This is a genomic window from Wukongibacter baidiensis (assembly GCF_050888315.1).
Taxonomy (GTDB): Bacteria; Bacillota; Clostridia; order Peptostreptococcales; family Caminicellaceae; genus Wukongibacter; species Wukongibacter baidiensis.
The window spans coordinates 342,360-357,952 of sequence record NZ_CP138202.1 but is presented as its reverse complement, the minus strand read 5'-3'; the positions used below and the strand labels follow the sequence as shown (position 1 = coordinate 357,952).

Here is a 15,593-nt window from a genome sequence, read left to right as displayed (position 1 = left end):
TCAGCTCCTTTTCTATGTCAGTATAAACTTAGTATCTTGTTTTTGTCTTTTGTTCAGTGTAAAATGTTTCTACACCATTACTTCTCATTTGATCATTATTACTTTTCCACTTGTTATAGAGCTCTTTGTTATACCTATTATTTGGGCATGGATAACTTCCACACTGAAAACAGAAATCAACTTTTTCTTTTTTATGACAATCCTTAGCAGCACAAGCCATATTTAAAGCTTCACCATGCCTACAGCCTTGACATGTTCCCTCTGAAAAGTGATTAAGGATACTTAAAAATCCTTCATAATCCTTAAATACAGGGACAAACTTTTCCATTCTTTTAGCCTTTCCTTCAAAGTTTGTTAGCCTCTCTTTAAGATCTTTACTAAACCTAACAATGTCACCATCTTCATAGGCAACGCATCTTGAGCAGTCAATACCACAAGGGCCAAATTCTTTTACTGCTTTTTCATAACTCATTTTCATTCCTCCTTATAAAATTAATTAATCTAAGTAGGATTGTCCTACATATTATTAAGATGCAGAAGAAATGACAGAGTTGCGTTTTAAAAGAAAGTTTTAAAAATTAAAAACAAGAAATTTAAATTAGCCTTCGTAGATTTCTCCAATTAAACGAATTACATTGTCATACCATTCCTGACTAGGCTTTCTATCCGGCATATTGCTATAAAGATACTGAACTTTTTTTCTAATCTCAGGGTCAAAAGCATAATTTGCTTTAGTGTAATCTAAACTTGATATAAGTTTTTTCTTCAGCGCCTTATTTTTAATATCATTTCTATGTTTAGCAAAGTCACGCCACGCTATACAATTACAAGGGTTACTTACTTTAACTAAGTTACATCGTCTACTAAAAAAATCATCTAAATTCATTCTAGCCCTATGGAGAAGTGCCTTTATAGCAGATTTAGAAAGCCCAAGTAAATTTGCAACTTCATCCATTGACAATCCAAACATATCTATTAAAGAAAAAGCAATCCTTTGATTAGGCGTTAATCTTCGAACCATAGCTAAAAAACATCCATTTTGAATTTCCTTTATTGCTTCATCTACAATTACTTCATCCTCCGGTGATGGGCTAGGAGAGCTAATCTGTAACACACTACCTTCACGCTCAAGGCTTGTTAATTCATCATATGAAAGATCAATTTTTCCCTTTTCTTTTCTGAGTTTCATTAAAAACGTGTTTAAGCAGATCTTACGAAGCCAATATTTTATTGCTTCTTCGTTTTTCAGCTGACCTTTGTTTTTCCAAGCCTTTAAAAAGGTTTCTTGGGATATATCTTCTGCTACACTGGGATCACATGAAAGTTTTAATGCGTAGTTATATATATAAGAAGAATATTTACTAAATAGTTGATCAAAGTTCATATTATAACCTCCAAAACTAAATAATTTAGTGTATTCATTCTACAACCATTCCTAAATATCCTCTTAGATTATAAATCGAAAAAGTTAAGGAAATTGTAAGGGGGAATTTGCATTTTTATGTAGAATGCTAGTATAGAAAATTTGTATTACAGTAAAGTAACTGCTAAAATGATAAGTGCGTCCTGACTTTTAACAAGGCTAAACCTAACTTAAGGAGAGCTATATATGGCTATTGTAGTTCAACATAAAGTAACACTTCAAAAATTCATTTTCCTGGGAGTAGGTTATGATATGTACAAAAGGTTTATTGGAGGAAATCTTATAATGAGCTCTATGGAGGTCAGTGAATGGAAGAAGTAAGAGAGATTTTTATTCCTTTTGGGCTATTAATTTTAGCAATAGCAGTAGGATATACTTTAAAACTGAGCAAGTCAAAATTTATTGCTTCTAATAAGAAAAAGCTAGAAATTTTATTTATGTATACCCCTATGGCCTTGGCCATTATAGTATTCATACATATTCTATCGGATACTATGTTTGATTTCATTTATGTAAATCTAATAGTTGCAATAATAACTTGGATTAACTTTGTTGTTGAAAAAAGAATAAAAGGTAGTTATAAGATTGCGTTAATACATTATACTATAAGCTACATAATAGCTTTTTTTGTCATAAAAGAGATTAATAAGCACTTAGTGATACCTATAACTCATATATGGATGATAAACTTGGTGATGGCAAATATTATATTTGTTATAAAGGATGGAAATATAGATAATAAAAGGGGATTATTAAGTTTTTCAGCTAATCTCATAGGTATAGCCATAGTAGCTATAACAATGAATTATTTATCTGAACCATTAGCTGGAACTTCTAAGCAAGAATATCTTGTTAGGTCCTATTTATTAGAAGAGGGATACGAAAGGAATGAAATAATCGAATTAAGAAGAATAGGTTCTATCATCAAAGCAATCGAAGCAAAGGAAGCGCAAGTTTATGTGCGGTTACTTACAGAAGATAAAGAAGAAAAATCTTATAAATATATCTATGAAAATGGAAATATTAAAGATATCCAGGATCTGAAACATTAAGTAATCAACCTTAGATTCTAAAGTTTGAAAGGAGTTTGCTTATTTCAATGTCTTTTTTAAAAGAAATCAAATTTAATTGGAAGGAATCAAGAGACGTTAAAGGCTATCCCTTTAATATACCTTCACTTAGAAGTGTCGATAGCTTAGATACTGAATACAATGTAGTATTTTTCTTAGGGGAAAACGGAAGTGGAAAGTCAACACTTTTAGAAGCTCTAGCAAGTAAATGTGGTTTTGCTACGGTAGGTGGAAGTAAGAATCAGATTTTATCCGATAACAGAGGAAATTTCGAATTAGGTAGAATAATGAAACTATCATGGTTTCCTAAAATAAATAACGGATTCTTTTTGAGAGCTGAGAGCTTTTTTGATTTTGCTAACTATCTAGACGACCTAGCTGAAGATGAATTGAATTCACCAGAAGAGGTTTATATGTCCTATGGAGGTAAATCGCTACACCATCAATCCCATGGTGAATCCTTTATGTCACTTTTCAATAATCGCTTTAAACGAAAGGGGATATACATATTAGACGAACCTGAGGCCGCATTGTCTCCTCAGAGTCAACTAGGTTTTATAAGGATGATATGGGAGCTTGAATCTAGAGGTGTTGCACAGTTTATTATTGCAACCCATTCACCTATATTACTTTCCTATCCTAATAGTATAATTTATTCTATGAATGATGGAATAGTAAAACAGATAGATTATAAGGATACAGAGCATTATAACTTGACTAGAGATTTTTTGAACAGTCCAGAGATGTTTCTTTCTAAAATACTAAGGTAGAAGAATCATTATCACTAAAGAATAACAAGGTAATAAAGAAATTGGAGGAATAAGCAATGAAGTCATATTTCAAAGTATTCATAATAACATTTATATGTTCCACATTACTAGCCGGTGGCGCTGTCCTGGCTTTTATGAAGTTCATGAGTGATGATAATCTTGAGAATGCCTTTGAAAAGGAGACCCAGTATGAGGTTGAAGAAGAAATTCCAATAGAGGCAGAAACTGAAACCGAAATAGAAATAGTAGAAGATAATAAAAGTGAAATAGAAAAATTGATTGAAAGTAGCAGCAGGATAAACATATTGCTCCTAGGATTTGAAGGTCCAAGAACTGATACAATCATACTAGCAAGCTTTAACCCAGAAAATAAGCTTGTTGATTTGATATCGATACCTAGAGATACTTACTTTTTTGACAATAAATATAATGGTACCAAATATGATACATTGGGACACAGGAAAATAAATGCAGCATATATACGTGGAGGCGTCGAGGAAACAAAAGCCTCAGTGTCAGATATACTATGTGGCCTCCCTATAGATGCCCATGTAGGTGTTACATATAGAGGTGTTGAAAACATAGTTGATTCACTTGGTGGAGTGAAAGTAAATATACCTATCAATATGAATTACGATGATCCACTTGCAAAGCCTGAGTTACATATTCATTTAAAAAAGGGTAACAGAGAACTAAATGGTAAACAAGCGATACAATATCTAAGATTTAGAAAAAATAATGATGGTACTGGTTACCCTGATGGTGATTTAGGAAGAATTAAAGCCCAGCAACAATTTCTAAGAAGTGCTGCAGATAAAACTCTAAGCCTTAGGTTGCCTCTTGTCGTTAATACTGCCTTTAAATTTGTCAAAAGTGATTTAGACTTAAAAAAAGTCACATACCTTGCTAATAAAGCTAAAGGATTTAAGAAAGAGAACTTAGAAACATACACGCTTCCAGGTACAACAATTTATGATGGCGTTTCCTATTTTCGTCATGACCCTAAAGAGGTAGAAAAAATGATAATAGAAATATATAAGCAAGATAGCATGTTAGTTAATTAATTTATATAAAAGAGGTGTTGAGTAATATGTTAAATAAATATATCGATACGGAAATAGAATATGTTAAGCTTTTCTCAGAAAGGTTTGAGAATAAAGATATTATAAGATTTTGGGATAATAGTTTAGAGGGTATGTATTCACATAATTTTACCTACATAAATAATAATACTGATTCAAATAGATTGAGAAATTTAATTTTAAATGAGTTACAATTAAGGCAATTATCGGCCAAGAGTTTCTTGCAAATTGCTTGTGATTTTAATATATCTAAAGAATTGATATCTTCACTACCTATAGCTCCTGTAGTATCAAGCTATGACTATATGTATATTGAAACAGAAAAATATACTTTGCTCAAGGGAAACCCTAATTGCTCTGTCACCAAGGCAGATACAGCAGAAAAATTACGGGATGGGATGAATGTAGATATTTTAGCAAATGAAGGGGGAAAGGGAAGTGATTTTGCTAGAAAGAGGATTAACAGAAAATCAGAAATGTATAAGATCATGGATTCAAATCTAGATTTATATGTATGCTACAATAACGATCGACCAATAGGAAATTGCGAGCTATTTATTAATGATAAAGTAGGTAAAATTGAAGACTTTGATATTTTAGAACAATATCAGAAGAGAGGATTTGGTACAACTGTTCTGAAACATTTACTAAAGGAATTGCATGAGAAAGATATCGAAATAGCATATCTAATAACTGATAGTTCTGACACTGCTAAGGAAATGTACAAGAAATGTGGATTCAGTAAAGTTGGGGTAAAAACAGAGTTATTTTTTAGACTCACAGATAGCGATGGTGATTAATAGTAACAAAGATATATTTGTCAGTTGATATACCTATGAATACAATAGAAACATAGTTTAGAGTCTGGAGTGATTATATGAAGAGCAAAGTTACAAAGCTTTTCTTTCTTGTTTTATCAATAGTACTAACAATTAATATTGCTGGATGCAAACTTACTTTAAAAGCAGGTGTTGTAAAGCATGATAAGAAAGCAGTAGAGCCAACGGAGCAAGTAATTGATTACAAAGACGAGTTAGAGTATATACAATCGAGATTTGATTCACTTGAAAAAAGTTTATTAGCCTCAGAGATTAATGAAGAGCCAATAGTTGATATTTTTGAAGGCTTTATTTCGGAATTAGAAATTGAATTTGAATATCTGTATTTTACTACAGAAAATGAAGGAAAAACCTTCTTATTTCCTGAAACTCCCTTACCTAAAGGCTATGATGGCAGAAAAAGGCCTTGGTATGTGCAGTCAAAAGAAAAGAACTACTATGTTTCTGAGATATACAAGAATGTGGGATCAGATGAAAACATTCTTACTTATGCTAAAGCACTGTATAAGGGTGATGAGTTATTAGGAGTAGCCGGAATTGATATTGTGATAAAATAATGAACTAATAGAGAACAATAACAGTTAGCATCATTTTACATAAAGTTACTATGTTATACTATAAATACTATTATGGAAGGATATATAAATAAATGACTAGTGAAAGAAGCAGATTCGCCTATATTTCTATTATTATAGTCGTTATGCTAGCAGGCTTAAGTACAAGGCAATTTGCAAGTATTTTACCATGGTGGATAGTTTCTTATATAGCTGATGTTCTTTGGGCCATAATGATTTACCTCATTATCGGCCTTATTTTTATAAGACTATCGAGTTTAAGAGTGGCTTTGTATGCAATTATTATTACAGTTTCTGTTGAAATAAGCCAATTGTATCACGCACCATGGATAGATGCCATACGAACTAATAAAATAGGAGGATTGGTTTTGGGATTTGGATTCTTATGGAGTGATATAGTCTGTTATGTTGTAGGAATTTTAATAGTGCTTATGCTAGAAAAGATTTTAAAATGCAAAGAGTTAAATAAGTATATATTATAATGCATGAATAGAAAATATATATTTTAGCAAAAAATATTAATGGCCTATTTAATTGTGGATAGTACAATTTGTAGAGAATAGGAGTGAAATTATGAGTAAATTCAATTTCCCAGTAGGATATCACAATATTCATAAGGTCAAAATTATTGATTATCAGATGAATCGTTGGCATTCCCTTGGATATACACGTATTGAAGACATGAAGGAAGCAGCAAATGAGATCAAGACTCTTGATGATTGGAAAGAATCTATGATCAAACAGGCCGAGAAAGCACTTGCTGAAGGGCGATTGTTAAACGGTACTTTCAATTATAGAGCGGCTGAGTTCTTCACTCATTCATCCGATCCTGACAAGATAAAGCTATATGATAGGTTCATTGACTTATTCTACAATAAGGTTTTTAAGGACGACAACATTCAGAAGATTAAAGTTCCATATGAAGGCAAGAGTCTTTATGCAATCAGGCTTGAAGCAGCGGGCGAGTTTAAGAAGGGAACTATAGTCATCCATGGTGGATTTGATTCGTTTATAGAAGAGTTTTATTCGATAGGATCATACTTTTCAGAAATCGGCTATGAGACCGTTATGTTTGAAGGTCCTGGACAGGGTGCTGTGCTCAAGAAGGAAAATATACCAATCACATATATGTGGGAAAAACCAGTAGGTGCTATTTTAGATTATTTCGGACTAAGTGGTGTAACACTTTTAGGGATATCCATGGGTGGTTGGCTGTGTTTCAGAGCTGCTGCACTAGAGCCTCGTATTAAACGAGTCATTGCACTAAGTATTGCTTATGACTATATGAAAATTCCGCCTGAGTTTGTAGCCAATTTCTCAAGATGGCTTTTCAAGCATGAGAATCTTCTAAACTGGATGACTGATATCAAGCTCAAGATGGTGCCGCAAGAAAAGTGGGGTGTTGACAACCTAATGTACATTACGCACTCAAAAACACCACTTGATAGTGCAAAGGCAATTCTTGAATTCAACGAAGAACACCTTAAATCTGAAGATGTAAAACAAGATGTACTAATTCTCACTGGAGAAGAAGATCATTTTATACCTGTTAAGATGCATCATATACAAGTTAATGCGTTAAAGAATGCCAAGTCCGTTACAGACTACATATTTACAAGGAAAGAACATGCTCAAAATCACTGTCAAGTTGGGAACATCGGTCTTGCATTAGATACAATGAAAAAATGGTTGGATGGATTTAAAGAATAATGATGAGACTGTAAAAAAACAATAGATCTAAAATCTAGTAGGGGGATGAACTACCTTAATTTATGAAGTCCTCCTTTTATCTCTTCATACCAGAGATAAACACTATTTTCTTGAAGTTCTAATCCATGTACTGTTTTCTCTTCTATTTCTCACAGAATATAAATTTAGCGTCAGATAAACTTATTATAACTATTTTTTTAACAATTCTTGTGTGTCTATATACTCTTTTGTTATAATTTATCTTGAAATCTTATAATTTAAAGGAGGCTAGTTCACAATGATGATTTCAGCAATATTAATTATCGTGGGTATTTTTACATTTACATGTACATTAAAGAAACCAAACTTTTTTTGGGAGCACAGAAAAGCAAAGCTTCTAAGAAAAACAATAGGTGATAAAGCAACATCGATCTTTTATTTTACTATTAGTCTTATTATTACAGTTGTAGGTCTTTTTGTCCTAATAGGTGAATTTATTTAGTAATATATAAATGAATAAAAGATATTGTTTCATTATAGGAGGTATTACCATGATGTATTGTGCATTCTTTCGTGGAATTAATTTGAACGGCGTGAAAATGACTATGACAACAATCAAAGAACGTTTTGAGAAAATTGGATTTCGTAATATAGTAACAGTCTTAGCCACAGGAAATGTTATATTTTCAGCAGGTAATGATATGGATGAATCTGCAATTGTCAAACGAATTGTAGATGATTTATCATCTTATTATAACAGGGAAGTATATATCTTTTTGAAAACGAAAGAGGATATTATGGATGTCATAGACCATTCGATGAGTTATGATTCAAATACATTTCACTTATACTGGATGTTAGTAGATAAGACATCTATTCGAAATACAATTTATAATGAATTTGATGAAACGACGGCCATGGAAGGTGAGCAAGTTACTATTAATGGTGAAGAGCTCTATTGGTTAGTCCCAAAAGGGTTCACCTTACATACACCCTTTAGTAAAGTGCTTGGAAAGAAAAAATATAAAGAGCATCTAACAAGTAGGAATCTAAATACAATTAAAAAGATACTTACTAAAATGCAATAATAATAGACAAGTATATTGATTGTAGTAAAATAGCATTTTAAGTAAACCTCTTGTCAAGGAAAATAAGTTGCTAAAAGTGCAACCAAGAATGCATGTTTACATAAAATAATTATGACGTACTAAATAATATTGCTACGAAATAATATATAAATTCTAACTAGGAAATAAAGGGACAGCTTATGATGATCTGTCCCTTTTCTTTATTAACAACCTTTCCTAATACAGACTTTAACGATAACCTTTTCTGTAAAATTGAAAGCTACTTGTTGATTTGTAACAGGATGTGTTCCAAAGTTTTGAGTACGACTAAAAACCTCACATAATATAGTTGAACCTGTTATTGTAAAAACATCATCTTCGTTGGCGTCTTCTCGATCAATTGCACATTGGAATGGAATATCGTCAATTAACTCGTTTTCAAATTCAAGTCCACTGTCATCAACGGCTGTATAGGTGATAGTCCTACGAACGAAACCACTAATAACAACTTTTTCAGGACATACCTTCTCAATTTTAGCAATCACTGCATCTTGATGCGTAACAGGGTCATCAGTTAATGCCGGCGGAACTAACTGAGTTCCTCCTTCAACCATAACCTGACAGCAAGATTGAGGATTGGCTACTGGAAGAGGACAAGATGTAACCTTATACGGTCTCATCATTTCATTATCCTCATGTTCTAGAATATGACAATGCCATACATATCCAGGACCAAAGGTAGGATCAAATGGAAATAGGTTTACACCAGGCTTAGCTTTTCTTGGGTTAGCATCCTGTGGAGCAAAACGAAGCCTAATTCTAGTGATTTGACCAGGATTTGCTTGAATAGTATCTTTCCATCCTCGTTCATTCGGAGCGGGATCAATCGGATTATCCTCAAGGAATGGTTCAACTGGTAGTGTTATTGTTGGATGTTGGAGAGGTGGTTCTCCATTAAGCTTAAGCCATTCTTCTTGATAACCTGCAGCATCGAAATTTTGACGGTTTACGATCTGGAACTGTATCAAATGAACATGGATAGGATGAGTATCATTAGTGAGATTAACTAGTTCCCATTCAACAGTTGATCCAACTATCGGTAATTCTGATATAGGAGCTCCCCATTTTTGTCCATTCAGTGTCTGTATAATCGGACCATTAGGTCCCTCAGTCTCGTTTAAGGTCAATATTTCTTTAGGTACATTAGGAGTTAATGTTGGTATTTTATTCAGTTTAGCTGGAAGTTTATTTGGAGGTACTACCAGCGAATCTATCACTGTAAACTGCATTATCTGACCAACAGTATCTGGATCTGGTGGATCTCCACCAGGGAAAGGAGCATTTGCATCGTTAGTAAGAATAATTGTTGTTCCAGGCTCTAACTCTGAAAAATCAATAAGGATGTCGGCACGTTCTCCAGGTGAAATTAAAAGTTCATTTAAAGTCACAGGAAATGGTAAAAAGCCGCCATCTGAACCAATCTGAATAAAAGATTGATCGTTTGAAAGTTTCAAGTTGTAGAATCGGGCATTCGATCCATTTAGAAATCTGAATCGATACTGACGACGCTTAACATCTAAGTTAGGCCATACTCGTCCATTTACCATAATGGTATTGCTGAAGGTCTCTGGAACCCAATAAGGATGTATATTAGGGTTTACACCTACGCTAGGATATAATAATGAGCCATCTCGATTGAAAGAGCGATCCTGAATAACTATAGGAATTTCATAAGGTCCACTAGGGAGTAATGGAGCTATCTTGTTATCAGGATCACGTAGTAGGTAGAATCCAGCAAGTCCAGCATATACTCCAAGACGCGTGGTTCCTAGGGCATGATCATGATACCATAGGGTAGTAGGTTCTTGCTCGTTAGGATAATTATAACGAGAAGTTAAAAATGCTGGTCCTTTTTTTTCCTCACCGGCCGTAAACCAGGAATCTGGACCACCATCGGAATCTGATCTAACCTCACCACCATGTAAATGAGAAACGAGTGGAACCGGGCTCTGTGCTAGAGGATAACCTGGAGGAAACGTTCTAAAAGGTGGTAGTGGTGGTGGAAAGTTATTGGGATTGGCCCAATGTATAGTAGGATCTACTGCAAATAAATTTGGTTCTGTAATATTGTTTACCCACTGAACATTTGCAGGAATCCCTCGAACAGCTTCAAAGGTTGGACCTGGCGTACTATGGAAACAAGCAGGTTTTCCTGTATACGGATTTTCAATAATGCCTTCATATCCCCATACTGTTGTCTTCGGAAACCCAAATGGAAGTATCTGTTGCTTAAACTGAGTCATACTAATTGTATAGTTATAGCTTATCTCTTCACCTGTAATAGGGTCCTTCACAATAGTAGGTTTAAATATGGGTGGAACTAACAATTGATTAACATATTTAGGGATGGTTTTCGGATCTAGAGGTTGAGACATCCCTATCGCCTCCTTATAGATTTTTTGCAAGAGATCCATAGAGAAAAAAGATTTCACTTTGCTCTTTTGCAATATATATATATGATTAAGTAAAAAAACTGTGACAAGTATCATAATATTTATGTTCTTAGCATTTTAACGTAATTAATTAGTGAAGAGCTCAGGATATTTGAATGAGGATTAGGGTAGAGAGTTAAAAGACGATATAAACAATATGCAGGAGATGAGAAAACTAATTTGGGTAAGGGGATAGGCATGCTATCCTCATTTTGTATAACGCATATCAAGTTATAAACATTTTTATATGTAGATATGTAGAATGGAATTATTAACAAGCAAGTTAACATAATATTAATATGGTAATAAAATAAACTGATGACAGTAGAATTTCAAAGACAATACATAAATAATAAGAAAAATTATACTTTACATTATATTAAAGTCCAGCCATTTAAAATAGATATTTTAAATGATGAGCATTAAGATGACACAATGAATATAAAGAATCTTATTGACTATAAATCTGTTTAGAACAATTAAAATAGGAAGGAATGATATACTTAGTCCTAAAAGATAACAATTCTCAATAAAGAAAAAATGAAAAGTAATTGCAGAATTAGTTATGAATTAAGATATTGATTGAATTAACATATAAAATTGATTAGAAATTAAATGAATGTATTAATTAATAGGATTATAATCATAAAGCTTGTAAAATATATAATTTATAAATGAAATTCATATCAACAATTTAGTATAAAATAAATCTAAAAAAATATTCAATAATTATTTAATAATTTATAGATGTAAGAGTTAATAGATATGATGATTAATTGAATAACAACTGTAAAAGTGGATGTTTTCTTAATTCTTAAACTATATTTTAAATGTATATTTAGGATATAGTTGTAGAAAGGCAAATCTATGAAGTATTCATTATGACTACTTCTTGTTAAATATGTCTATTGACACAAAATTACTAGTTATCATGAACATAATTCCTAATGAATATAAAATACTAATAAAAATATAGCCAATTTTTATCATGAAATATAATCTTTAAAAGCTGATGTTTATGCTTTTAAAGATTATATTTTATGTTATTAGTTTAATTAATTTATGTATCATTATTTCTATTCTGCATGAATAATTTAATTACCATAATTATATTATGTTTACTCTTCTATTGATTATTTTGATTTTTGTATCTAACTTTTTTCTCTCTCAGTTGATTTAACAAATTATTGGCTACTTTGAAAATACTATTTTAAATGTTTGATCATTAACTTCTCTTTTAACAACTTTGAAGCCAGCTTTCCTACCAAGATCATCATAATAGTCTATACTTTGTTCGTTATTTTCCCAGAGCACACCATAGCCGGTTTCGATTGATTTCATTGGTGTTTCAACTCTAAGTTTTACTACAAATATGTCTTTGTCACCATTGTTGTACTTAGGTATAGTAGTATCCCACATAATGAACTGACCATCGTCTTTCAAAACCCTATAAATCTCTTTAAATACCGTTGCATGATCGTTACTATCAATATACATTAGTGTAAAAAATGATGTGACAGCATCAAAAGAGTCATCTAAAAAAAGTAGTTCTCTAGAATCCATGACAATTTTCACAGGACCTTCGGCCGCCTCTTCCAGTTCTCCTCTATTAGGATCTATAGATAATACTCTATTACCATAGCACAAACCTATGATCCCCTCTCCTCCACCGCCAATATCCAGTATCATATTTCCTTTTAAATCTCCATCCAAAGTCACTTTTTGATCCATAATAAAATGCATTCTTTCTTCATGACCCATAGTTACTCCCCCCTTAGGTAAAATAAAATTATGATAAACGCTCTTTTGATTACTAGAGCATATCAACTAACATATCCTTCTTTACCTATGAAACTTTCATTTCGTCCTTTTAAGCACTCTGAAATTTCATGAATATTCTATCATTTTTGTTATATAAAATCAATCTACATGTTATCCTGCTTATATATTTCTTCAATAGGACATCCACAATGAATGCAGGCTTTTGACTTATCTGATTTAAGTATGTATAACTGAATACTTACAAAGATTTTCCTTTTGCTACTTTAACTATTTAGAGCCTCTGATAGTTTTTTAAGTCTTTGCATCATTCAGTATATTTCTTTTAATTAGATTAGTGATTCATAGATTACTATCCATCTTGAGCCAACGCAGCTATTCTGCTATTATCTACTATAATTTCGCCACCCACTAAAATTTTAGGTGTAACTGTAACAAAATACGTACAGCAACCTAGTTCACATGTTTGACTTTCACAGAAAGTAAACTCAAATGATTCTGTGACCTTACTTCTATCTTCTTGGTCTATTCTTTCTATCGTCCAAATACCAAGCAATTCTGCCCTTCTCTTATCGCATACTCTAAATAATTCAAATTGAAGTTGACCATCAAAAGCATCTAAAGGATTATCTAAGCGATCATAGCTTACAATGCTTGTAAAATCAATGTTTACTATTGGTTTACTTAAGCAAGTTGTATCTACAGTAACATGTGCTAACTGAGAGGCTGAGTCGTCTGATGAAGTAAAGATTTTACTTCCTGTATCCTCACCACATTCAAGTAATATCTTTTTAGGCTTTAGGCATTGCTTCTCACAATATTTATCAAGAAATTTGGTTGTCTGAGCAATGGCAGTCATTCTTGAATCGCTGATCATTGTATTATCAAACAGATCGTTTCCAGTAGTTACTTCAACAGGCGTTAATACCACAAAATATTCACAGCTATTTAAAAAGCTCACATGTTCACAGAAGTTAAAACCGAATGCATTTGAGATAGAATTACTTGCTATCATAACTCCAACTTCAAATGTCCAAATTCCTATTGATATTGGATTCTCATTATCACATACTCTAAATAATTCAAATTGAAGTAAAACAGAAGACTCTGGAAATTCAACTTCAAGATATTTCACAATACTTGAAAACGCAACTAAAACTTTAGTTTTATATGGACATGATGTATTAATCATAACATTGGCTATCTGTATTGCTGGTTCTCCTAACTTTCTAAAAATAACATTTCCGGTTCCTTCTCCACAAGCTAATATCGTTTCTTCTGACTCCAAGTACTTAGTTTTTTTTACAGTACAATCACATTCTAATTCATGACTTCTCTTATTTAAAGATTCGCCAAATGATTGAACAGTTGCTGACATTCTACCATTAAAAACTGTTGCTGTAGCAAGACTTGGAGTTATCTCGATAGGTGTAGCTATCACGAAATAATCACAGCAATCCGAACAAGTATTTATATCACAAAAGATAAAGCTAAATGATTGCTCTAGAGTGCTGTCATAATTATTACTACTCATATTAACTTGTTCAAACATCCAGGTTCCCAAAGATGTCGGCTGTCCACCATGACAGGTTTTAAACAATTCATACTGTAAACGAACTGTAATAATCCCATCACTAGAGGCTCTATCTATACTAACAAGACTAGAAAATTTTATTAAAACTACTGGCTTATTTAAACAAGTTGTATCAACAGTAACAAAGGCTAATTGGAAAGGTTGATCATCAGGTGATGAGAAGGTTCTACTTCCACTTCCCTCACCACATTCTAGTAGTATCTTTTTAGGTTTTGAATGCTTTAGTTTGCACTTAGTAAATTCCTGGTCTGATTTGTAGGCTTTGTGCTCTACATAACCCTGGTTACCATTCATTCACATACCTCCATTTTTTTATAATTAAATAGTTTTTCAACTTAAACTTATACGAATAATCAAGATCAGATTGTATTTTCGACAACTATAACTTATATTTAAAATACTTAAACAGCATATATACTCTTTTTCCACTACATCATATGATACTTTATTGAATTCGTGATGGATTTTCTCCTGTAGTATCATATTTCCTAGTAAGAATAAAAGATTTATAATCTCTTATGTGTCATAAAAAAAGAAAAATTGCATTACTCATAGCAATGCAATTCATTATAATCCCCCTATTTTAAATTTCTAATTTATTACTGCCTTATTAACACATGATTACCTTTTAGAGTAATGAAGCATAGCCATACCATTTATCGCTTTATGCTTTAACAATTTCAACTTGACCTCAGGATTGTATTCTTTAAAGAGAGAAATCCCTTCACCTAAAATACATGGAATGATAGTTATAAAGTATTCATCAATCAGGTCTTTCTTTATGAAGTCATCAATAACTCCAGCACCACCTATTAACCAGATATCCTTACCATCTTTTTCTCGTAACTTTTTAATAAGTTCTTCAACCTTCTCATCTGTAAATACAACATTTTCATTATTATCTCGTTGCTCTGATGTGTACACGTATCCTTTAGTCCCTTTATAGGGATACTCACCAAAGGTAAGTATTTGATCATATGTTTTTCTTCCCATTATTACTGTATCGATAGAACTATAAAATTCCTCATAGCCAGAATCACCATTCGAATCAGAACCATCTCCATCAAGCCAATCAACATCACCATTTTTTCGAGCAATATACCCATCTAAACTCATTGCAATATATAAAATAACCTTTCTACTCATAACACTTATCCTCCTTAGATTTTTATTGTCTTATTATCCTTCAAATGTATTATAATATATATAACTT

The 15,593-nt window shown here is 32.3% G+C and carries 15 protein-coding genes and 1 pseudogene; 10 read left to right on the top strand and 6 right to left on the bottom strand.

Annotated elements, in window-relative coordinates:
- Positions 1 to 28: 28 nt before the first annotated feature.
- Together R9X47_RS01705 and R9X47_RS01700 are read right to left on the bottom strand one after the other, a co-directional pair.
- Entirely contained in the window at positions 29 to 472 is a 444-nt protein-coding gene (locus R9X47_RS01705) for a DUF3795 domain-containing protein (protein WP_432664961.1), read from the bottom strand.
- A gap of 126 nt (positions 473 to 598) precedes the next feature.
- Positions 599 to 1,384 (bottom strand): RNA polymerase sigma factor, encoded by a 786-nt coding sequence (locus tag R9X47_RS01700; RefSeq protein WP_432664960.1) that lies wholly within the window; start codon positions 1,382 to 1,384, stop codon positions 599 to 601.
- A 225-nt stretch (positions 1,385 to 1,609) separates the two neighbouring features.
- Here R9X47_RS01700 and R9X47_RS01695 point away from each other — a divergent pair, with 225 nt between their 5' ends.
- From R9X47_RS01695 to R9X47_RS01650, 10 genes are all read left to right on the top strand, one after another.
- Positions 1,610 to 1,744, top strand: a complete 135-nt coding sequence (locus R9X47_RS01695; protein ID WP_432664959.1) for a hypothetical protein — start codon at positions 1,610 to 1,612, stop codon at positions 1,742 to 1,744.
- Positions 1,732 to 2,475, top strand: coding sequence for a hypothetical protein (locus R9X47_RS01690; RefSeq protein WP_432664958.1), 744 nt, complete (start codon positions 1,732 to 1,734; stop codon positions 2,473 to 2,475). Before R9X47_RS01695 ends, R9X47_RS01690 begins: the two co-directional genes overlap by 13 nt.
- A gap of 47 nt (positions 2,476 to 2,522) precedes the next feature.
- Complete coding sequence (locus R9X47_RS01685; RefSeq protein WP_432664957.1) at positions 2,523 to 3,263, top strand: AAA family ATPase; 741 nt, start codon at positions 2,523 to 2,525, stop codon at positions 3,261 to 3,263.
- 56 nt (positions 3,264 to 3,319) lie between these two features.
- Positions 3,320 to 4,327, top strand: a complete 1,008-nt coding sequence (locus R9X47_RS01680) for an LCP family protein (RefSeq protein WP_432664956.1) — start codon at positions 3,320 to 3,322, stop codon at positions 4,325 to 4,327.
- 26 nt (positions 4,328 to 4,353) lie between these two features.
- Positions 4,354 to 5,145 carry a GNAT family N-acetyltransferase gene (locus tag R9X47_RS01675; RefSeq protein WP_432664955.1) on the top strand — a complete coding sequence of 264 codons (792 nt, stop codon included), beginning with the start codon at positions 4,354 to 4,356 and terminating at the stop codon, positions 5,143 to 5,145.
- A gap of 77 nt (positions 5,146 to 5,222) precedes the next feature.
- Positions 5,223 to 5,741: a cache domain-containing protein gene (locus R9X47_RS01670; protein ID WP_432664954.1), complete on the top strand. Its 519-nt coding sequence runs from the start codon at positions 5,223 to 5,225 to the stop codon at positions 5,739 to 5,741.
- A 92-nt stretch (positions 5,742 to 5,833) separates the two neighbouring features.
- Positions 5,834 to 6,241, top strand: a complete 408-nt coding sequence (locus R9X47_RS01665; protein ID WP_432664953.1) for a DUF2809 domain-containing protein — start codon at positions 5,834 to 5,836, stop codon at positions 6,239 to 6,241.
- A 91-nt stretch (positions 6,242 to 6,332) separates the two neighbouring features.
- Positions 6,333 to 7,469, top strand: coding sequence for an alpha/beta fold hydrolase (locus R9X47_RS01660; protein ID WP_432664952.1), 1,137 nt, complete (start codon positions 6,333 to 6,335; stop codon positions 7,467 to 7,469).
- Positions 7,470 to 7,746: 277 nt separating this feature from the next.
- Entirely contained in the window at positions 7,747 to 7,950 is a 204-nt protein-coding gene (locus R9X47_RS01655; protein WP_432664951.1) for a hypothetical protein, read from the top strand.
- Between the two features lie 49 nt (positions 7,951 to 7,999).
- Positions 8,000 to 8,536 carry a DUF1697 domain-containing protein gene (locus tag R9X47_RS01650; protein ID WP_432664950.1) on the top strand — a complete coding sequence of 179 codons (537 nt, stop codon included), beginning with the start codon at positions 8,000 to 8,002 and terminating at the stop codon, positions 8,534 to 8,536.
- 641 nt (positions 8,537 to 9,177) lie between these two features.
- Here the strand turns inward: R9X47_RS01650 and R9X47_RS01645 are convergent.
- From R9X47_RS01645 to R9X47_RS01630, 4 genes and pseudogenes are all read right to left on the bottom strand, one after another.
- Positions 9,178 to 10,950, bottom strand: a pseudogene (locus R9X47_RS01645) (multicopper oxidase family protein); the annotation flags it as partial.
- Between the two features lie 1,248 nt (positions 10,951 to 12,198).
- A complete protein-coding gene (locus tag R9X47_RS01640; protein WP_432664949.1) occupies positions 12,199 to 12,768 on the bottom strand; it encodes a class I SAM-dependent methyltransferase in 570 nt (189 codons plus the stop codon).
- Between the two features lie 370 nt (positions 12,769 to 13,138).
- Positions 13,139 to 14,674, bottom strand: a complete 1,536-nt coding sequence (locus tag R9X47_RS01635) for a DUF4489 domain-containing protein (protein ID WP_432664948.1) — start codon at positions 14,672 to 14,674, stop codon at positions 13,139 to 13,141.
- A gap of 327 nt (positions 14,675 to 15,001) precedes the next feature.
- Complete coding sequence (locus R9X47_RS01630) at positions 15,002 to 15,526, bottom strand: dihydrofolate reductase family protein (protein WP_432664947.1); 525 nt, start codon at positions 15,524 to 15,526, stop codon at positions 15,002 to 15,004.
- Positions 15,527 to 15,593 lie beyond the last annotated feature (67 nt).